This is a genomic window from Levilactobacillus brevis ATCC 14869 = DSM 20054 (assembly GCF_001433855.1).
GTDB classification, from domain to species: domain Bacteria; phylum Bacillota; class Bacilli; order Lactobacillales; family Lactobacillaceae; genus Levilactobacillus; species Levilactobacillus brevis.
Map to the genome: position 1 here is coordinate 47,146 of NZ_AZCP01000001.1, position 17,816 is coordinate 64,961.

A 17,816-nucleotide genomic window follows, 5' to 3' on the forward strand; every position below is an offset into this window, starting at 1 on the left:
GGCTAAGGTAATGATTGGTGATAATATAATTTATCGTAATTCAGACGGATGGTTTCCATTGGAGATGGGACCTAATGTAGGAGGATTTTTGCTTGGTAAAATTGATGAGTCTAATAGTCAACTTCTAGTGGTTGGTGCCGCTTCTACTAAGCTGGATGACTACCAGATAATTGCTTGTGCAAATTCAGAGTTCAAGTTCAATTTTTCAGGCGAGTTCGGTGCTGGTGGGTTATATAACGATACGAATGGAGCCCCCAGAAATATTGACTTGAAGTCGGATAATTCAGGAAACATGGTTGGACATAGTTCTTCGTATTTCAGTGGCGAAATTGGTTGGTCACTAACCTTTCGGAATGGAAAGAATCGTAGTGATGGCGATATGACGCCAGCAAAGTTTCCAATTGTTTTATTATAGGAGGAAAAACATGAACATTAAATTCACAAGCTTCAAAAATATTCGGGGGGGGGCACTCCCCAACTTTCACTAACTAATCAACTAGCACCTCAGAGATGGGGTGTGTAGCAATGACACTAATAGTGAATGGCGAAGAAGCGTATAAAGTTCTGATTGGTGGCGATACATTCATCGACCAAAAGGGAGTATGGCTACCGTGCACAGTTGGGCCGAGTTTTACTGGAATACCAATTTTAATGCACTATGATGCCAGTACAGGGGTCACATCGTTTACCGGTCAGATTTATACGACCTGGTATCAAGATAAAACGCCTTTCACGTCTAAAATAATTACTCTTCCAGAAGGATTCCATTTTACGGAGATTGATAAGAAAATCTTTTGGGGACAGGCCAGTGGTTTGAGTGAGTGGAACGGAAATACAAACTATCCATTAGTATTAAGCGATAGGACGATTTCTACGGCACCTATCAAATGGCCGTTTTCAGCGGCTATTAATTCTGTAATAATGGCTTTGAGTTTTAGTCTTGTAATTCCTGGAAGTGTAGAATCCTCACATAATTGGAGCACAACAACAGTTGCACCAGACTAGAAAGGATGACAAGAATGGATAAATTCACAATCAGAACGAATGTTCGGGGGGGTAAATCCCTTACTTCACTAACTTCTAAGGGGTTTTTACCTGTTGGAGGTGGTCTGCTATGACACTTCTGGTAGGTGGAAAAGAAGTGACCAAAATACTGATTGGTACTGATGAGTTTTCCCAACTGGATTATGAGGGCACATGGTTAGAATGTCCTGATGAGGGAGTTGAGGGGCAAGACTTTAAGGGTCAAACTCTTATGAAGTGGGACGCGGCAACTAATACCGCAACATTCAAAAGTAATGCTACCGTTAATCTGCCGTCGTACTACAACCCTAATTCGCCAGCAAGCAGATTAGCCATCACCTTACCCAAAGGATTCAAATTCTTGGATAACGGCACTACCGCAACATTTTATGGTCACTATTCAATGCTTGGTGTCGCAACACAATCCGCAAAAATATCAGTTCAGGATAATAAGCTGTATTGCCAAGTTACGAACAATTATCAAAATAGCAACCCAATTTTTCTTTATAAGATTACTAGCGACGGTCTCGTTACTTTCGACAGCGAGACAACTTTCAAAGTTGAGAAAATCTAAGGAGTGATTTTTATGGCAAAAACAGTGCCAGTATATGTCAGCGTCAATGCGGATAATAACACGATTACCGAGCAACCAGCCGTTGAAGCGGCGGACGGCCTAATCGAAATGTGGGTGACTCCTGTCATGCAGGAGTACATCATTCGCAATTGGAACAAGTACCTAGTGGTAGATGGAATTTTCAAGCGGACGGTAGATACACTGCCTGACTTAAGCACCGACTACTTGATCCATCAAAACGAGGTGTTACAAGGCCAACTTCAAGCGTCGGCCTCCGACCTAAAACAGGCCAAGCAGGATGCTGCTAATGCATTGGCTGAAAATAAGGAATTGAAGTCAGCTAACGAACTCACCCAGCAAGGGCTGATGGAAGCTGTCGATTACTTATCTTCACAACTAACACCGGCTAGCACCACGACTGGCACTGATTCAACTGCAACAAGTTCAGCGGCTCCAGCCAGTTCAGCAGCAAGTGAATCCTAGGAGGTGATGGCAATGGAATATTCTGCATTGGCGCAGATTTACGCGCAAGCAATTATTGATGGCACACGGACTATTGAAGCCGTACCAGTCCCGTTTCGGTCTGATACACAAGCCGTTTTGACGCAGTTACAATCAAACAAATAAGGAGATAATAAACTATGTTAAACTTTAAATTTTCAGCTTTAGCCGCTATCTATGCCGCCAACGTTTTGGACGGTGGTCGTACTATTGAAGAAGTCCCAGCTTACTTGCAGGACGATGTGAAAAATGTCCTTGGCTCCGCAAAAAACTCTACCAGCACCGATTCATCTTCTACGCCTGTGGCCTAGGATTGATGATTGGTGCTTTTTTGATGGGATTTTTTGTGGGAAAGAGATGATGTAGTATGCCACCAACCCCTTTTGGGTGGTCGCTCGTGATAGGCGCTGCTTCGCGTATGGTTGATAACCCGTTTATCGAAGCGTTCCTATGGGCGGTTATGGCCGACCTGTTGACGGGGATTGTTAAATCCTTTTCACCGCGCGCTAAACACAAGGCAGACAGCTCAATCGGGCTGTATGGCCTCGCTAAACATTTGTTAATCATGCTTTTAGTAATTACTATTTATCCAGTTTTGGACGTTCTCGGATTTGATACCATTTCAAATTCAGTCGTCCTTTTTTATATCGCAGAGTATGCCATTTCAATTCTAGAAAACCTTGAAGTCATGGGTTTCCCGATTCCTGACTTTTTGCGAATTCGATTTAAAAAGATGGCTGAAAATATTGGAAAGGAAAATGATAAAAAATGAATATCACCAAAATTATCCAATTGTTGAGCGATACCGGTATTTTAGGCATCGTTATCTTTTTGTTTGTAGCATGGTTCAATCGAATTAATCCAGCCGTAAAAACTAAGATTGCATCCAATAAATCCGCCAACCAGCGTGAAGTTCTTGGTCTACTGGACAATCTGGCAAGCAATGCGGTTCATCTGCTGTCGGCATCTTATGAAATGCCTGGCGATGAAAAGCGGGAAAAAGCTGTTGCAGATGTCACCAGTCAGCTTAACGGTTTAGGTCATAATGTTGATCCAGCTATTATCTCAGCTGCTATCGAAAAGGCCTATCAATTGATGACCACTCAAAACACTGTGGCACAAGAGAAACAAGTCAAATTTGATGAGGGTCAGGCGGCCACAGAGCAAGCGTTCGCAGATAAAGAGGTACAATTGGCCGAACAGAAAGCTAAGGCTGATGCTGTAGTCGCTCCCTTAAATGTCCCGGCTACTACTCAAGCCCCAACGGATGGAGATGCTAAGTAATGCCCCGATTAGATATGGTCGATACGTCAAATAATAACGGAATCATGACTAAAGCTAATTGGCTATCGATGAAAAAATATGGTGTCCGCGCGATGGTCGCAAAGCTATCGGAGGGCACTTTTTTTACGGACCAAACAGCTAAGACAAGTATCCGAAACGCAGTCAAAGCCCGTTTGCACGTCAACGGCTATCACTTTGCGCGGTTCACTACTGTGGCGGGAGCCAAGGCAGAAGCTCAGATGGCGGCTCGCTGTGCGTTCAACGCGGGACTCGGTAAAGATGCAGTGATTGTGTTGGACTTTGAAGCTACTAACTCCGGTTGGTCACGAAACGCTGCGATCATTAAAGCATGGGTTGCTGAGGTTAAGCGCATGGGTTATCCCAAGACCGATGTCTACACCATGGGGTCTTGGACCAACTCAATGCCACTCAACAATTCGAGTCGTGGTGGGTGGATTGCCAATTACCCGTCAAACCCTGCTGGGCTAAAGCTTTATGGTAGTTATAATGGTTGGCAGTGGACCAGTACCCATAAATTCCCCGGGTGCTATGGTGGCTTCGATGTGTCCCAAATGTACTCAAACTACTACTATGGCACTACCACTCATGTAGCTAAGCCGAAGAAGGCCATCTACTACCGGTATAATCCCAAGATGATCTACGCCAGGACAGCTATCAATCGGTACAAGGATGTTGCTTTCAAGTATAAAGTGGACAACTTCCCGGCCGGCACCGTATTTGCGATCGCCAAAGTAGTGACCTATGGCAAGATTACTCGCTTCCAATTGTCTAACGGTTATTACATCACGTCTAACCAGGACAACGTCAATCGCTTATACTATTCTGTTGATGGCGGCGTCAAACGAGTAAAGTCTGTACGCGGCACTCATCGGTACAAAGATAAGGCCCTCAAACATGTTGTGGACTGGCAGCCAGCCGGCACTGAATTTGATGTCGCTAAGATCGTCAAGTATGGAGATACAACTCGGATTCAGTTGGCTAATGGATTATTTATTAGTGGCAACAAAAAGATTAACAAATTTGTCAAATAAGCGTATAGTACAAGATATACCTGTACGTTACTGATTTAGAAAAGGCGCTCACTCCTAACGGGGGTGGGCGCTTTTTTTGTACAATATCAATATAAATCTTGATATTACGCTGTAACTAATGGCTATGTTGTATTTGAATTTGTGGGATAATGAGCAAAATACTTGCATCATTTTTTTCTAATGTTTAAGCTTACCTTGAGAAAGGGAATTATTAAATATCAGAAAGGAGTTTTTATATGTTTGGATGGCTATGGTCAATTATTGTTGGAGCTATTATTGGGGTTATCGCAGGAGCTATCACAAATAAAGGTGGATCAATGGGGTGGATTGCTAATATTTTAGCCGGTCTTATTGGTTCTTGGTTAGGTCAATCATTACTGGGAACTTGGGGACCATCTTTAGCAGGAATGGCTTTAGTTCCATCAATTTTAGGTGCTATTATCTTGGTTTTGATTGTTTCAACAATCTTTGGTATGCGTGGCAAGACCAAATAAGGTGGTGATTCAATGCGACGAGGGAATAAGGTGCTTTTAACTATTTTGGGCCTAATTCTACTAGCTTTGGCTGTCCTTCAAATCGGTTGGTGGTTACCGATCCCGGGTCTTTCGGCATGGAGTACAGATGTAAGTTATACTCAAATGTTCTGGTTAAAATATGCTTTGGCTGGAGCAGTAATCATTGTTGGAATCGTTGGTCTAGTATTTATGATGATGGGCATCTTCAAACCAATTCGTGAGAAGCAATGGCAATTTACTAATCAAATTGGAATGTTGGAAGTACCTCAAGCTGCGATAGAAAAGGCATTACGCCAACAATTGGCTGAACAAGTTGGCGTAATTGACCCACAAGTAACAATAAAATTATTACGTCACAAACGGGTTCGAATGAAAGCTGTGGCTCAGGTTAGTTCAGCAGATCAAATTGACTCGTTGGCAGAACAGGCTGAACAAGTGATTGAAAACTATTTACAGCGGCAGTTAGATTTGACGGTCACCAAACCAGTCGTTCAGCTATCACCAGTTGATAGAAAACAGCATGTATCAGTTGTGTAAGGTAAAGGAGGTAGTGCCATGAGCAACGGTGCATATGGAGCACTATGGGGCCTAGTTTTAGGACTCGTATGGGTCTTTCAAAGCTTTCCCGCGATGTTGTTAGTTGCAGCAGCTGGCCTAGTGGGTTGGGGGGTTGGAAGGTTTGTTCGCATCGATCTGTCAGCTCTAGGTAAACGGATTGAGCAACTCTTGTCAAGATAATTAAGGAGGGGTCTTATGACCACGGAAAACACAAAATTGACCACAAAATTGACATTTGAAGATGATGTAATTAAGAAGATTGCCGGATTAGCATCACGTAATATTGATGGTGTTTTGGCGTTAGAAGGCGGTATGATTAGTAATCTGACAAATCGCTTTCGTAGTGATTCTGATCCAACTCAAGGGGTCGAAGCACAAGTTGGTGAGAAACAAGTTGCATTGGATATGACAATTACCGTTGAATACGGTAAAGATATGCGCCAAATCTTTAATCAGCTTTGCCAGCGTGTACAACAAGATGTCGAGCGATTCACTGGATTAGAAGTAGTTGATATCAAAGTTCATATCAATGATGTGATGAGTAAACAGGAATGGCAGGAACAAGCATCTGGTAAACCAAATTCAACAGTTGACACTGATACTAAAATTAAATAGGTGAGGAGTCGATAGATATGGATAAACAGTCAGAAACAAAGAAAATAGTTACATTTGATGACACGGTATTGGAAAAAATTGCGGGTAAGACTGCCAGTGAAGTCGATGGCGTATTGAGCTTACAAGGAAATCTAATTGATAATTTATCAGATCGACTAACAGCAGGTGATCGGCCACAATCAGGAGTCGATATTGATTTGGACGATCAGCAAAAGACGGTGGCTATTGAATTAGACGCTATCTTAGAATACGGTAAACATGCCGAAGAAATTCTCACAAAAGTAACGAGCAAAATTAGTAGTGCGGTGACAACGATGACCGGTTATCAAGTTACTGAAGTCAAACTTCAAGTTAAAGATATGCTAACTAAGGATGAATGGCAGCAACGGCAGCAGTCATCGAGTGATAAGAAGAAAAAATAGCGATATGATATAAAGTAGGGTATATGGAGCTATTGTTGCGGTATTAGCGAAGAGATGTAAAAACGGTTAAGAGTTAGTGTGATAGACACTAACTCTTTTCGATTCTTCTGATAGAAGACTATTTTTCAATAAAAATTTTGAACGCTGGCTTTGTTCGCGTATTTTGTTGTCAACATTCCACTTTTATTATCTTTAAATCGTTGCCGAAACATTTTTGTGTAAACTTTTTACAAGGTATATTTATCATGAGAAGTCAATGTGCTATACTTTATCTTGGCTGTTTTTGTATTATTCATTTCACCCGTAGAAAACGCCGTTATATTCTTCATTTGACTCTAGTCACACATGACTAGAGTTTTTCAATTTAAATTTGAGCAATTGGATGCACCACCGTTTTTTATGATAAAAGGCGATCAGTTGTTATTCTTTGCTTATAGTTAATTGAGCTGAACTTATTAACCGCCATATTTTCTCCTATGCGCTTACTTTTGTAGATATGATCGCATACTTGCTAATTACGAATTGTTTTCTATCATTATAATGTCCATAGAGAGCGACATGCGAATTGAGTGTAGCCTGATAAAGAAAATTAAGCCCATGTTGATGAACTAAGCAATTGATTCGATGACCGGAATCGCCTTCAATTTTGACGAAAAGAAGTAGGGGAGACAGTTTTAGAACTTTGGGTTCAGATACGATACGGCCATTAATCGCAAATCGATTCATACATAATCACCTCAGCTCTCATTATACGAACGAACGTTCAGTCACACAAGAGAACAGAAAGTAAATAATTCTGAGCGGGGTTATTTGAGTGCTTTAATTCGATGTATTAATTTAAAAACTATGTATTAAAATTAAAAAATGCTACAGAATTCCTACTATACCTAGAGTGGAATGCCGGTTTATCAGCATTTTAAAAGAGTTTCCAGACCCCACCTCCGGTATAAGAAGATTCATCTCGGGAGTCATCGCAAAGGCGGTGGCTTTTTTGTTATACAAATGTTTAATTAAGCCAAAGATGACAGCGCCGTGCTTGCAGTATTGTCATTGTATTCTTTCGAGGCGGGAAACCGAACATAGTGCCTTAAACCTTTTCTTGTTGGGTTAGCGTGCATAATAAGGCCATTTTAAAGACTTTTGGAGAATAGTCTAGCCCCCAATGGGATAAAACACGAGTCATCAATGAGTGAATTTATGAAGATTTCTCTGTTCGAATGTTTTGGTACTCAAAAATGGTGCAGATAAAACAGATTCATCTGCACCTAAAGTGGTATCGTATTTTTAGTGATCGCTGCCACGGAACCAACCAGGTATCCCCATAGAAATACCTGAGTTCTCACTTATAAGGAAGTTTAAAGGAAGTTTAATCGTTTTCATCAATACAAGCGTGCTGGCAGGCGACAGTCTAGGGGCGCCCCATGTCGCCTCAAAAGGTCTAAGGCGTACGCTGAGGCTGTGGATCATTTGGCTTGATGATTGTCACATTGTGCTGCGACCAGCTGCTTACGTAGCGAGTCACATGGCCAATCCGGGTATAACGGTCAGCATCCTTTCCTTGGGCGCCGATAATTGTTTCAATGACGTTGTTCAAGTTGGATAAACGGACAATGGTTCGTCGTGGGTCACCACAAATGATCGAGTTAATCACTGGGGCCCGTGTTAAGTGATGGGCTTCATTGACCACGTTTTCCAAATTATAAGCTGCTAAAGCTTTTTCTCGGTCAATCTGTGTCTGTAGATCAAACGATTGAAACCGGGAGGTGTACCGTGATGGATCAATTACATAGATAAAATATAGGGTTTTATGGCTAGCTGTTGCCATTTTGGCCGCATAAGTAACCAATGAGGAGGTAATAGCCGAATGGTCGATAGGCACTAAAATAACATTACCAGTTGTAGTCATAAGGATAACCACCTTTCTTCACTAAGGCTATTAGCGCGAGCGATAATGAGGGGCGCACTTTAAAATTGAAAATACTGGCCCATGCTTATCAGCTTTGGTGTTGACGGGCGTACTAATGCCTCAATAAGTTTTTATCAATTCGATTATAGCATAAGATTAGCAGGTGAAATCATCTGCCTGATGAAAAACGCCCCTAACCATTTGGCTAGGGGCGTTTCGGGTATTCGTCAATGTCAGCAATAAATCTAAGGTACTAGTTGTTGTATGCGTTGTCTAAGGCAACTTTGTCTTGGTGGTCAATGGAGGCATAACGATCTGATGCATACATAACGCTGCTCTTACTTGGAGAATGACTTAAACCTAAGGCGTGACCAATTTCATGAGTTGCTACGTTTGTACGTTGACTCTTAGTATAGTTGTACTTGCTCAATAGGCTTCGGTTTAAAGTAGACTTGGCAGATACGATTTGATCACTGCCACTCTTTTTGTAGTAAGAATAGTTAGTGTAGCCAGCCAATTTACCATCTTGTGTGCTTAAGGATGCAGATGAGGTCAAGGTAATATCAGCCTTTTCACCAGTTGTAGCGGCTTTCAATTTAACGACACCAACTTTATTCCAACGCTTAACAGCATCTTGCCAAATGTTTTTGTAATAAGACGAAGCGTTTTCCGTCTTGTATGTAATTGTTGTATCATCCCAACTGCCCCAGCTAGGAGTCTTTGCAGCCGTAGCAGCGGCAAAAATAGTTGAGCCACAAGTTGAAATTGTTAATGCGATGGTGGCGATCATTAAAATAGTCCATTTAGTAATTTTTGCTAACATTGAGAATACCCACTTTCTTAAAATCCGAATAATCACTTTTTTAATTGCTTGCTATCTTATTGACTATGGTTAGTATAAGACGGTTAGCAGGGACGGTTGACGGCCATCCTAATGATTGTGGATAAAAGCTGGGGGACAGTTTTATTAAAGTGGATATAATGTATCCCAAATGGCGAATTGTGTGGTACTAAAGCGTTACAGGTTAGCACTTGTGGCTAACCTGATATCGGCAGTTTCTTTTGATATCTGAAACTGAAGCTAAAGAAAACACCTGGGGCTGTGATTCGAAATAATCACGGCCCCAGGTGTTAAAATAATAGTTGATCGAGTGTAACGAACATTTACAAAGATCGTGTCATCATTTTACAGTAAATTACAGATATTTGACAGCGGTTCCATATGCGGCGACGGATTGCATATCTGTTCCGATTGATCCGGAGTCAAACCGCATCATAACGACAGCGTCTGCTCCCATATCACGTGCATTTTTGCGTAACCGGTCTACGGAAATATTACGGGCTTCATCTAACATTTTCGTATAATCTTTGATTTCACCACCCACCACGTTCTTCAAGGCGGCCCCCATATTACGTAAGACGTTTTTCGATTGAGTCGTTAGGCCAAAGACTTCACCAATAACCTCATATTCTTTTCCCGGTATATGTTCCGTTGTTGTGACTAATAAATCATTATTCATTATTATTTCCTCCTCAACATGAATTAACTTCAATATACCGATATTACGGACGAAAGGCAAGTTGGGACCATTCACCGACATTAAGCCAATAATTATAGATTTAATATATTATTAATGATAATGGGTATTAATTTTATTCTTCGTGTGTTAAAGTATCCTTACGGTTGATTGAAATTAAGAATCACCGTTGAGAGGATGTTTTGTAATGGATAAAAATGATCTCAGTGGCGGTATGTCACCTGAATCGATTGGCCCGAAGGATAGAAAATTAATTGATCAATTTCTTGAATTGCGCCAATCTTATCAAGCAATTACGCAACAGATTGAACATGACCTGCAAACGCCATTGGATCATTATCAACAAAAGCGATTATTTTATCTAGACGTGGGGGACTTAACGCACTTTCGACTGAATTTTTTTGATACGGTTGGTTACTTTTTACGTGAGTCATTAGCGACGACCTATCATCTTGAAATATGGGATCGGCAGACGCATCAAAAACGCTATTATTCGCTAGATGAGCTACAGCACATATCTCGCTGGGAGGTAGAACAGGGGACCGCGATAGAGACTATAACTTATGGCAGGCTGGGTTATCGGATTCGGCGTACATTTGATATTTATAACCGCCGTTTATATGTTAGTAAGACAGAATTTTTTAACGCTAACGAACAGATTCCGCTAATTGATGGCCTGATGTTATTGCAACAAGAATTGAACGATCACACGTTGTGGATTCGGGGAAAGTTATTACGAATCAAAGATTTTACCTAAATAGAGAAACTAAAAGACGCTCAATCTTAATTAAATGATTGGGCGTCTTAATTGGTAACATGGATCAGATGTTTGGCTTGCAGTTGCGTTTGTGCCAGTCCGACTTGACCGCGAAGTAAGTCAGTGTGGTTAACGGCAATCACATTACGATGATCCAGTAGGTGATCCGTAGCCTGAAGAATTCGTTGGTCAATCAGGTAAAGAACGGACGGCTCTACATTGAGATTCCAATGATGGTCCGCTTTTACGGCGATTCGTGGTAAGTGAAGTGCGGTTGCTAAATTCTGACAAAAGTGGTCAATTAGGCTAGCGTCAACCACGCGGTTACCGGTAAGGGTGGGTTGATAGCTACCGCTAAGAATGTCACCAATCACTTTGATGGTGGTCATTAAGGTTCCTCCATTATGATTTGATGTCTCATTCTAGCACGGTTTATTTTAAGAACGATAGTCACAAGCTAGTGGCTTAGCCAAACCTTAAAAACTAACCATATTTTAAAGCAAAATGAATAGGCCGGTTATCAACTGTAAGAGTCCTGATGTAACTAAGCGGTAGCGTTCATTTAATCGGGGTTGTAACCACCAATGGACTGCCACGATGAGAATGACGACAAGAATCCGCCAGGAAAAAGCGACGCCGCTCATGATGATAATAAGAATGAGCGGTGAAATCAGCGTTAAGCGCCAATCACGTTCAGCGGGTAGATAATATGGTTCAAAAAAGACTAAATAACTGGCAACTAGGGGTAATAATAAAGTTAGAAATTGTAGTGCCAAGTAGTGATTTCGTAAAAAAAACAGTACGACTGGTATGCCGCAACCAGCCAAGCAACTAAAAACAACGAGCCCGTAGACAGACTGTAAGCCCAACTGTGGGAGACAAACGAGAACTAGAAACAGACAGATCAGTAGTGCAAAAAACTGGACCAAATGGGCATTGGGTGCTGCTAAGAAGCCCATCGTGGCGGCTGCCACGACTAAGACTGGTCCAATTCGTGATTGAAAGTGATGATTCAAGATCAAGAAGACACCAGCGGCTAATAGACCGCCATACATTAGTAGATAAAACTTAACGAGCGTAGTCAACGGACTGCCTGTATTAACGGTTGATCCGGCTAACCACCAGAGACTATTTTGACATGCAGTGAAGATAACAAGTTGCTGGACTGTTCGATTTTTTAAGAAGGCCATGAGCGTGGTCATGGAATCGCTCCATTCAATTGGTTATAGTGTTGCTTTTTATATTAGTGATTATTTGTGGTGCGGTCAACGGTTCTTTCAGATTTTTCCGGCACTTCCTTTTAAGTCAACTGATTTTGTGGTAAAATTCTTGAGTTATGAGTCAATTCCCGATAGGATTCACATGCTAGTGAAGCTGCCTTGTAACCGAATGGCGACGAGATTATCGGTCAACTTGCCGTCTACTATATCTAGGGGGAATATCCATTGCAAGAAAGACATTTATTTACGTCAGAATCCGTTTCTGAAGGCCATCCTGATAAGATCGCTGATCAAATTAGTGATGCCATTTTAGACGCATTATTGGCGCAAGATCCAGATTCTCGAGTGGCTTGTGAGACATCAGTCACGACAGGCTTGGTTTTAGTTTTCGGTGAAATTTCAACGAAGGCTTACGTTGATATTCAAAAAGTGGTTCGCCAGACGATTAAAGAGATTGGTTATACGGATGGTCAATATGGGTTTGACGGCGACAACTGTGCCGTTCTCGTGGCAATCGACGAACAATCACCCGATATTGCCCAAGGGGTCGATGATTCCTTAGAAACCCGGGAAGGTGATGCTGATCCGTTAGATCAGATTGGCGCTGGTGATCAAGGATTAATGTTTGGGTACGCGGTTAATGAGACACCTGAATTGATGCCGTTACCAATCGAATTGAGCCATGCTTTGATGCGACGGATTGCGATGCTTCGTAAGCAAGCCGTTTTAGATTACCTACGTCCAGACGCCAAGGCTGAAGTAACGGTTGAATATGATGATAATGATCAACCCTTACGCGTGGACACGGTTGTTCTTAGTACGCAGCATGATCCAGACGTTACGTTGGATCGTATTCGCCAAGATGTTATTGAACAAGTTATTAAGCCAACTATTCCGGCTGACTTGTTGGATGATCAAACGAAATACTTCATTAATCCAACTGGTCGATTCGTCATCGGTGGTCCACAAGGGGATGCTGGTTTGACTGGCCGTAAGATTATTGTTGATACGTATGGTGGTGCCGCTCGTCATGGTGGTGGGGCCTTTTCTGGTAAGGACGCAACGAAGGTTGACCGGTCTGCCAGCTACGCTGCTCGCTACATTGCCAAAAACATCGTGGCGGCTGAATTAGCCCAGAAGTGTGAAGTTCAAATTGCTTACGCCATTGGGGTGGCTGAACCCGTTTCCGTATACGTTAATACGTTTGGGACTGGCACAGTTGCTGAAGCGAAATTAGCAGCAGCTGTCCGTGATCTATTTGATTTACGGCCAGCTGGAATTATCCAAATGTTGGATTTAAAGCGACCAATCTATAAGCAAACGGCGGCTTATGGTCACTTTGGCCGAACCGACATTGATTTGCCTTGGGAACATACTGATAAGGTAGATGCTTTGAAGGCTGCTTGCAAGTAAATAAGTTAAAAATTAGACGGTTAGACGCTCGGTTGAGCGGCCTAGCCGTTTTTCGTCGTGCTGACTAAAAAAGATGAGCTTCCCTCTTGATATTTATGAAGCTAGCCGTGATAATTAGGACATTACTGTAAATCAGAAATTGGGAAGTAGCAGCAATTGGCTACTTAGATTCGTTGAGTGGTGGGGCCAACGTTAGGAGGAAATTATGGTTAAGAAACAAACTAACGTTGGTGTTGTAACGGGTGCTGTTTTTGTAGCGACATTTATGTCAGCAATTGAAGGAACAATCGTTTCAACGGCCATGCCCACTATTGTTGGTGATCTGCACGGGGTTGCCTTGATGAACTGGGTATTCTCTATTTTTCTGCTGACTAGTGCACTGGCAACGCCAATCTATGGCAAGTTAGCGGATACGGTTGGTCGAAAGCTCGTCTTTCTAGTCGGTCTATTTGTGTTTATTTTAGGCTCAACCTTGTCCGGAATGTCGCAATCAATGGAGACATTAATTGCTTGGCGTGCACTTCAAGGGATTGGTGCAGGTGCCATTATGCCAGTCTCTTTTACAATCTTAGCGGATATTTATCCCGTTGAACAACGGGCCCGCGTGATGGGTCTGAACGGGTCTGCTTGGGGCATTGCTGCCGTTGTGGCCCCACTATTAGGGGGCTTCATCGTTGATCAACTCAGCTGGCACTGGATCTTTTTCATTAATATTCCAATTGGGATTATCACGATGCTATTGATTTGGTTTTTCCTGAATGAATCAACGCAGCGAAAACCCTTTACGATGGACTGGGCAGGGTGCTTATGGCTATCGGTTGGGCTATTAGCGTTGATGTTAACCTTCCAATTATTGAGTGAGGGTAACTTAGGAATCATCTGGATTATAGTTGGTTTTCTGGTCACAATTGTGGCATTTTGGCTATTTTTACGACGAGAGCAACGCACCGATGACCCGTTGATTCCATTAGCCCTTTTTCGGAATCGAACGTTTGTCATTCAAAACTTAATTGCGGCCTTATTAAGTGGTTTTATCATGGGATTTGAAGTCTATTTACCGACGTGGACGCAAGGCCTATTAGGTCTATTGGCGTCACAGGCGGGGTTTGCTATTACGCCAAGTTCACTGATGTGGATTGTCGGGTCCTTTATCGCTGGTAAGCTTCTTATGCGGCGCTCGCCTAATCAAATTGTTAATATTGCTCTGACACTGGTTCTAATTGGTGCTGTAACAATGGCTTTATTGCCAGCAAATACGCCGTTTTGGTGTTTCTTTGTGATTGCTGCAATCTGTGGTACTGGTTTTGGGATTACCATTACGACCACTACGGTGACGGTACAGAGTCAGGTGCCTGTCGATGAGGTTGGTGTGGCAACGTCATTTAACACCTTATCGCGGACACTAGGGCAAACGGTGATGGTCTCACTATTCGGCATCATCATGAATGTCGAGATGGCCCGTGGGGTAGCGCAACACCCCAAAACAACGATGGCGATGATGAATCAACTGATTAATCCGCAGACGGCCAAAGACTTGCCTCAGGCTCTCTTGCCGACGCTTCACGGTATCTTATACCAAGGACTGCATGTCATCTTTATTGCGGGTGCTGGATTGATTGTGATATCGTTCATGGTAAATTGGCTTGATCGTAAGAATACTCAGCGGGTTACTGAGCATTAAGAGCTAAATTATTCCCGTTTTAAACTAAGTTACGGTATAATAGCTATAAATAACGGTAGATGGAGGCGATAAGATGTTTGAAAGTAATCATGCCCGCTATGCGAGTTACGGCACGGTGGCGGCCTTACCAGGTGAGATGATTGATGCTGTTTGGCAGATTATTGATGACGACCTCCAGGGACTTTTCCCGTTGGCAAATTTGCTAACATTTAAGTTGCATAATAACCAAGGACAAACGACTTTTGAATACGTCCAAACTGATGATGACCAAGAGGTGACATTGCGAGCCGGATTTGACACACAGTTCGGGTACACTCCTGAATTGCCGGCTACAGTTTTGGCGTATGATGATGGTGATAGTCAGATTATTTTATTACCATCTGAAACGGCTGAACACTAAAAAAAGAACTGTGAAATCTATGATGATTTCACAGTTCTTTTTTTATATTTAAACGGCCGTGCTAGTACGAAGATCTTTTAAAGCATCATCGATTTGCCCCAAAACAAGTTCCGTATTACCGGGAACATCAAGGTCGTATTTTTGAAGGTCAATTTTGATCTTAGGACTAACGTCGTAATCTGCGAACCAGCCTTGATAAGCAGTCCACATCTTTTTATAGTAAGATTCTAGTTCAGGATTATTGTCAAATTGTTCGTAATCCCGACCACGTTTCTTGATCCGATGTAAGATTGTATCAAAGTCAGCGTCTGCGTAGACCAACAAATCAGGTGCCTTTTTAGGTAACTCGTTGAGTTCATTCATCATGTTGTCTAACAGATTCAAATAAACTTCTAGTTCTGTATCTGTGATGTTACCTTCGGCGTTATTCTCCCGCGTGAAGAGGGCGTCTTCGTAAATTGAACGGTCTAAGACGTTGTTGTCATCGGCCAGTGCACGTTTGATCATGCTAAAACGCTTATTTAAAAAGTAAATTTGCAGTAAGAAGCCGTATTGTTTGGGATCCCGGTAGTAAAGTGGTAAAACCGGGTTATCGCCAACCGGTTCAAAAAATGCTTGCGTACCTAAATGCGATGCAATCTTTCCAGTAAGTGTTGTTTTACCAACACCAATCATTCCTGCTGTAATTATCACCATGATAGCCCCTCTTTTAAATAGAAATACAAGATATAGTGTACCATAAAATTGCCAACTACTACATTTGCTGAGCAAAAAAATTTCGCCATTTCGTAAACTTTGGTCATTGTTGTATAATGAATCTGTCAAAACCAGTGAACTAGGAGGCTAATTATGTATCAAGCCATCGTCTTTTTTGATCTGGATAGCACGCTATTTGACGATAACAAGCATGTCTTACCGGCAAGTGTCGCAGCCATTCATGAAATGCAACAACATCATATTCTACCAGTTATTGCCACAGGAAGAAACATCTTTGAGATACAATATGTTTTGGACGGTACCGGAATTGATTCCGTGGTCGGCGCTAATGGCAGTTATGTACAGTATCAAGGTCAGCGGTTAGCCGCAGCGGTAATTGCGCCCGAGTTATTGACGGCAGTGACATCATTTGCGCAACGCCAGCATGATCCGATTGCGTACTATACGAGTCAGGGCTTCCGTTTGAGTCAGGCCAATGCTGATACGACAGAAAACTTTCAGTTGTTACGGCTGCATCCGATCGTTGATCCAGCGTGGTATGCAACCCAGCAAATTAATTTTTTAAATGTATTTAATCGTGACCATGACCAGCTTTATCAAGAGAAATTTTCAGGTCAGTTAACTTTTGTGCGAAATAATCCACGATGTTTGGATACGATGGTCAATGGCGTGACGAAGCAGTCGGGGATTCGAACCTTAATTCAACAGGCCGGACTACAGGGGATTAAGACTTATGCCTTTGGGGATGGGTATAATGACCTGCAAATGTTTGACGAAGTTGATGTTCCTATTTCGATGGGGAACGGGGTGGCTGCTGCTAAAGAAAAAGCAGCATATGTGACTACTACAAATACCACGGATGGAATTGTTCGCGGACTTCGCTATTTTGGTTTAATTCAATAGAACACAAAAAAGGGACTGAGCGATTTGCTCAATCCCTTTTTGTATTCTATTGAATTTAGCCTAACTTAGCCGCAATATTAGCTAAGGTCACATCGGCCGTGTCCGCAAAGACCATATCCGCGGCACCTAATTCGGTGGCATCACCAATGCCTAAGGAGACCTCACCAGCTGCATTAATCGCAGCCACACCAGCAGCGGCATCTTCAACGCCGATACATTGTTCGGGTGGCAAGTTTAATAGCTCAGCCCCTTTGGTATAGATCTCAGGATCTGGCTTACCATGAGTTAAACTAGCTGGGTCGACAATCTTGGGGAAGTAGTCGGCCAATTCCAACTTAGCCAATACGCGGGGGGCGTTCTTAGAAGCAGAGGCCAATGAGAGTTGGTAGCCTTTGGCGCGTAGATCATCAAGAAAAGCTTTCATCCCTGGTAAAATATTAGCGGGCGTCATCTTGTCGACTTCAGCGACATAGTTGGTGTTTTTCTGAGTGGCTAACTGTTCCTTTTCAGCTTGGGTATAGTCGTTTTCCTTACCGCCAGCCTTCAGAATCATTTCCAAGGAATCCATGCGACTAATCCCTTTAAGGCCATTGCCCAGTTCATCACTCCAAGTAACACCTAGGGAATCGGCGAGCTGATGCCAGGCCGTACCATGAAGAATGGAAGTATCCGTAATCACACCGTCGAGATCAAAAACAAATCCTTTAATATCAGAAAACTTTGTCATGCTAAGCACT

The 17,816-nt window shown here is 42.4% G+C and carries 26 protein-coding genes and 1 riboswitch; of the genes, 19 read left to right on the top strand and 7 right to left on the bottom strand.

Annotated features, from left to right (window positions below; all coding sequences use genetic code 11):
- From FC61_RS00395 to FC61_RS00450, 14 genes are all read left to right on the top strand, one after another.
- Positions 1–415, top strand: a 415-nt coding sequence (locus tag FC61_RS00395) for a hypothetical protein (protein WP_235803827.1), incomplete at its 5' end; no start/stop codon positions are given.
- A gap of 110 nt (positions 416–525) precedes the next feature.
- Positions 526–1,005: a hypothetical protein gene (locus tag FC61_RS00400; RefSeq protein WP_035464836.1), complete on the top strand. Its 480-nt coding sequence runs from the start codon at positions 526–528 to the stop codon at positions 1,003–1,005.
- Positions 1,006–1,114: 109 nt separating this feature from the next.
- Complete coding sequence (locus FC61_RS00405; protein ID WP_021742238.1) at positions 1,115–1,597, top strand: hypothetical protein; 483 nt, start codon at positions 1,115–1,117, stop codon at positions 1,595–1,597.
- Positions 1,598–1,609: 12 nt separating this feature from the next.
- The gene (locus tag FC61_RS00410; RefSeq protein ID WP_021742237.1) at positions 1,610–2,080 is read left to right on the top strand and encodes a hypothetical protein; all 471 of its coding nucleotides are present in this window, start codon (positions 1,610–1,612) and stop codon (positions 2,078–2,080) included.
- Between the two features lie 12 nt (positions 2,081–2,092).
- The gene (locus FC61_RS12560) at positions 2,093–2,224 is read left to right on the top strand and encodes a CD1375 family protein (RefSeq protein ID WP_021742236.1); all 132 of its coding nucleotides are present in this window, start codon (positions 2,093–2,095) and stop codon (positions 2,222–2,224) included.
- A gap of 14 nt (positions 2,225–2,238) precedes the next feature.
- Positions 2,239–2,409, top strand: a complete 171-nt coding sequence (locus tag FC61_RS12460) for a CD1375 family protein (RefSeq protein WP_011667838.1) — start codon at positions 2,239–2,241, stop codon at positions 2,407–2,409.
- 56 nt (positions 2,410–2,465) lie between these two features.
- Positions 2,466–2,870, top strand: a complete 405-nt coding sequence (locus FC61_RS00415) for a phage holin family protein (protein ID WP_021742235.1) — start codon at positions 2,466–2,468, stop codon at positions 2,868–2,870.
- Positions 2,867–3,382, top strand: a complete 516-nt coding sequence (locus tag FC61_RS00420; RefSeq protein WP_021742234.1) for a phage holin, LLH family — start codon at positions 2,867–2,869, stop codon at positions 3,380–3,382. Before FC61_RS00415 ends, FC61_RS00420 begins: the two co-directional genes overlap by 4 nt.
- Positions 3,382–4,434: a GH25 family lysozyme gene (locus FC61_RS00425; RefSeq protein ID WP_021742233.1), complete on the top strand. Its 1,053-nt coding sequence runs from the start codon at positions 3,382–3,384 to the stop codon at positions 4,432–4,434. The genes FC61_RS00420 and FC61_RS00425 overlap by 1 nt, the downstream gene beginning before the upstream one ends.
- A gap of 236 nt (positions 4,435–4,670) precedes the next feature.
- Entirely contained in the window at positions 4,671–4,928 is a 258-nt protein-coding gene (locus FC61_RS00430) for a GlsB/YeaQ/YmgE family stress response membrane protein (RefSeq protein ID WP_021742232.1), read from the top strand.
- A 12-nt stretch (positions 4,929–4,940) separates the two neighbouring features.
- Positions 4,941–5,486 carry an alkaline shock response membrane anchor protein AmaP gene (gene amaP / locus FC61_RS00435; protein WP_021742231.1) on the top strand — a complete coding sequence of 182 codons (546 nt, stop codon included), beginning with the start codon at positions 4,941–4,943 and terminating at the stop codon, positions 5,484–5,486.
- A gap of 18 nt (positions 5,487–5,504) precedes the next feature.
- Positions 5,505–5,687, top strand: a complete 183-nt coding sequence (locus FC61_RS00440) for a hypothetical protein (protein WP_021742230.1) — start codon at positions 5,505–5,507, stop codon at positions 5,685–5,687.
- 15 nt (positions 5,688–5,702) lie between these two features.
- Positions 5,703–6,122: an Asp23/Gls24 family envelope stress response protein gene (locus tag FC61_RS00445; RefSeq protein ID WP_021742229.1), complete on the top strand. Its 420-nt coding sequence runs from the start codon at positions 5,703–5,705 to the stop codon at positions 6,120–6,122.
- 17 nt (positions 6,123–6,139) lie between these two features.
- Positions 6,140–6,544, top strand: a complete 405-nt coding sequence (locus FC61_RS00450; RefSeq protein WP_021742228.1) for an Asp23/Gls24 family envelope stress response protein — start codon at positions 6,140–6,142, stop codon at positions 6,542–6,544.
- Positions 6,545–7,982: 1,438 nt separating this feature from the next.
- Here FC61_RS00450 and FC61_RS00460 read toward each other — a convergent pair.
- The 3 genes from FC61_RS00460 to FC61_RS00470 form a co-directional block, all read right to left on the bottom strand.
- Positions 7,983–8,450, bottom strand: coding sequence for a universal stress protein (locus tag FC61_RS00460; protein ID WP_021742226.1), 468 nt, complete (start codon positions 8,448–8,450; stop codon positions 7,983–7,985).
- 253 nt (positions 8,451–8,703) lie between these two features.
- Positions 8,704–9,273 (bottom strand): matrixin family metalloprotease, encoded by a 570-nt coding sequence (locus FC61_RS00465; protein WP_021742225.1) that lies wholly within the window; start codon positions 9,271–9,273, stop codon positions 8,704–8,706.
- 373 nt (positions 9,274–9,646) lie between these two features.
- Positions 9,647–9,970 (bottom strand): heavy metal-binding domain-containing protein, encoded by a 324-nt coding sequence (locus FC61_RS00470; RefSeq protein ID WP_024526645.1) that lies wholly within the window; start codon positions 9,968–9,970, stop codon positions 9,647–9,649.
- Between the two features lie 205 nt (positions 9,971–10,175).
- Here FC61_RS00470 and FC61_RS00475 point away from each other — a divergent pair, with 205 nt between their 5' ends.
- Positions 10,176–10,745, top strand: a complete 570-nt coding sequence (locus FC61_RS00475; protein WP_021742223.1) for a hypothetical protein — start codon at positions 10,176–10,178, stop codon at positions 10,743–10,745.
- Between the two features lie 47 nt (positions 10,746–10,792).
- On the opposite strand, the gene FC61_RS00480 is transcribed toward FC61_RS00475, so the two are convergent.
- Both FC61_RS00480 and FC61_RS00485 read right to left on the bottom strand, forming a co-directional pair.
- Positions 10,793–11,134, bottom strand: coding sequence for a hypothetical protein (locus FC61_RS00480; protein ID WP_021742222.1), 342 nt, complete (start codon positions 11,132–11,134; stop codon positions 10,793–10,795).
- 105 nt (positions 11,135–11,239) lie between these two features.
- A complete protein-coding gene (locus FC61_RS00485) occupies positions 11,240–11,947 on the bottom strand; it encodes a hypothetical protein (RefSeq protein ID WP_021742221.1) in 708 nt (235 codons plus the stop codon).
- Between the two features lie 127 nt (positions 11,948–12,074).
- A riboswitch (SMK box riboswitch) is annotated at positions 12,075–12,193 on the top strand.
- Between FC61_RS00485 and metK the strand changes: the two genes are divergently transcribed.
- The 3 genes from metK (at position 12,191) to FC61_RS00500 (ending at position 15,459) form a co-directional block, all read left to right on the top strand.
- Complete coding sequence (gene metK / locus FC61_RS00490; RefSeq protein ID WP_015473935.1) at positions 12,191–13,378, top strand: methionine adenosyltransferase; 1,188 nt, start codon at positions 12,191–12,193, stop codon at positions 13,376–13,378. Its footprint overlaps the riboswitch before it by 3 nt.
- Before the next feature lie 205 nt (positions 13,379–13,583).
- The gene (locus FC61_RS00495) at positions 13,584–15,059 is read left to right on the top strand and encodes an MDR family MFS transporter (protein ID WP_021742220.1); all 1,476 of its coding nucleotides are present in this window, start codon (positions 13,584–13,586) and stop codon (positions 15,057–15,059) included.
- A 73-nt stretch (positions 15,060–15,132) separates the two neighbouring features.
- Positions 15,133–15,459: a DUF960 domain-containing protein gene (locus FC61_RS00500; RefSeq protein ID WP_011668242.1), complete on the top strand. Its 327-nt coding sequence runs from the start codon at positions 15,133–15,135 to the stop codon at positions 15,457–15,459.
- A 48-nt stretch (positions 15,460–15,507) separates the two neighbouring features.
- On the opposite strand, the gene FC61_RS00505 is transcribed toward FC61_RS00500, so the two are convergent.
- Positions 15,508–16,155: a deoxynucleoside kinase gene (locus FC61_RS00505; RefSeq protein ID WP_021742219.1), complete on the bottom strand. Its 648-nt coding sequence runs from the start codon at positions 16,153–16,155 to the stop codon at positions 15,508–15,510.
- Positions 16,156–16,308: 153 nt separating this feature from the next.
- Between FC61_RS00505 and FC61_RS00510 the strand changes: the two genes are divergently transcribed.
- A complete protein-coding gene (locus tag FC61_RS00510; RefSeq protein ID WP_021742218.1) occupies positions 16,309–17,079 on the top strand; it encodes a Cof-type HAD-IIB family hydrolase in 771 nt (256 codons plus the stop codon).
- Positions 17,080–17,134: 55 nt separating this feature from the next.
- Here FC61_RS00510 and pgmB read toward each other — a convergent pair whose 3' ends face one another.
- Entirely contained in the window at positions 17,135–17,806 is a 672-nt protein-coding gene (gene pgmB, locus FC61_RS00515) for a beta-phosphoglucomutase (protein ID WP_021742217.1), read from the bottom strand.
- Between the last annotated feature and the right edge of the window lie 10 nt (positions 17,807–17,816).

What these genes read in the sequence shown, in the direction of transcription:
- FC61_RS00400 (WP_035464836.1), top strand. Translation starts at nt 526, where the DNA reads ATGACACTAATAGTGAATGGCGAAGAAGCGTATAAAGTTCTGATTGGT.
- FC61_RS00405 (WP_021742238.1), top strand. Translation starts at nt 1,115, where the DNA reads ATGACACTTCTGGTAGGTGGAAAAGAAGTGACCAAAATACTGATTGGT.
- FC61_RS00410 (WP_021742237.1), top strand. Translation starts at nt 1,610, where the DNA reads ATGGCAAAAACAGTGCCAGTATATGTCAGCGTCAATGCGGATAATAAC.
- FC61_RS12560 (WP_021742236.1), top strand. Translation starts at nt 2,093, where the DNA reads ATGGAATATTCTGCATTGGCGCAGATTTACGCGCAAGCAATTATTGAT.
- FC61_RS12460 (WP_011667838.1), top strand. Translation starts at nt 2,239, where the DNA reads ATGTTAAACTTTAAATTTTCAGCTTTAGCCGCTATCTATGCCGCCAAC.
- FC61_RS00415 (WP_021742235.1), top strand. Translation starts at nt 2,466, where the DNA reads ATGCCACCAACCCCTTTTGGGTGGTCGCTCGTGATAGGCGCTGCTTCG.
- FC61_RS00420 (WP_021742234.1), top strand. Translation starts at nt 2,867, where the DNA reads ATGAATATCACCAAAATTATCCAATTGTTGAGCGATACCGGTATTTTA.
- FC61_RS00425 (WP_021742233.1), top strand. Translation starts at nt 3,382, where the DNA reads ATGCCCCGATTAGATATGGTCGATACGTCAAATAATAACGGAATCATG.
- FC61_RS00430 (WP_021742232.1), top strand. Translation starts at nt 4,671, where the DNA reads ATGTTTGGATGGCTATGGTCAATTATTGTTGGAGCTATTATTGGGGTT.
- amaP (WP_021742231.1), top strand. Translation starts at nt 4,941, where the DNA reads ATGCGACGAGGGAATAAGGTGCTTTTAACTATTTTGGGCCTAATTCTA.
- FC61_RS00440 (WP_021742230.1), top strand. Translation starts at nt 5,505, where the DNA reads ATGAGCAACGGTGCATATGGAGCACTATGGGGCCTAGTTTTAGGACTC.
- FC61_RS00445 (WP_021742229.1), top strand. Translation starts at nt 5,703, where the DNA reads ATGACCACGGAAAACACAAAATTGACCACAAAATTGACATTTGAAGAT.
- FC61_RS00450 (WP_021742228.1), top strand. Translation starts at nt 6,140, where the DNA reads ATGGATAAACAGTCAGAAACAAAGAAAATAGTTACATTTGATGACACG.
- FC61_RS00460 (WP_021742226.1), bottom strand. Translation starts at nt 8,450, where the DNA reads ATGACTACAACTGGTAATGTTATTTTAGTGCCTATCGACCATTCGGCT.
- FC61_RS00465 (WP_021742225.1), bottom strand. Translation starts at nt 9,273, where the DNA reads ATGTTAGCAAAAATTACTAAATGGACTATTTTAATGATCGCCACCATC.
- FC61_RS00470 (WP_024526645.1), bottom strand. Translation starts at nt 9,970, where the DNA reads ATGAATAATGATTTATTAGTCACAACAACGGAACATATACCGGGAAAA.
- FC61_RS00475 (WP_021742223.1), top strand. Translation starts at nt 10,176, where the DNA reads ATGGATAAAAATGATCTCAGTGGCGGTATGTCACCTGAATCGATTGGC.
- FC61_RS00480 (WP_021742222.1), bottom strand. Translation starts at nt 11,134, where the DNA reads ATGACCACCATCAAAGTGATTGGTGACATTCTTAGCGGTAGCTATCAA.
- FC61_RS00485 (WP_021742221.1), bottom strand. Translation starts at nt 11,947, where the DNA reads ATGACCACGCTCATGGCCTTCTTAAAAAATCGAACAGTCCAGCAACTT.
- FC61_RS00495 (WP_021742220.1), top strand. Translation starts at nt 13,584, where the DNA reads ATGGTTAAGAAACAAACTAACGTTGGTGTTGTAACGGGTGCTGTTTTT.
- FC61_RS00500 (WP_011668242.1), top strand. Translation starts at nt 15,133, where the DNA reads ATGTTTGAAAGTAATCATGCCCGCTATGCGAGTTACGGCACGGTGGCG.
- FC61_RS00505 (WP_021742219.1), bottom strand. Translation starts at nt 16,155, where the DNA reads ATGGTGATAATTACAGCAGGAATGATTGGTGTTGGTAAAACAACACTT.
- FC61_RS00510 (WP_021742218.1), top strand. Translation starts at nt 16,309, where the DNA reads ATGTATCAAGCCATCGTCTTTTTTGATCTGGATAGCACGCTATTTGAC.
- pgmB (WP_021742217.1), bottom strand. Translation starts at nt 17,806, where the DNA reads ATGACAAAGTTTTCTGATATTAAAGGATTTGTTTTTGATCTCGACGGT.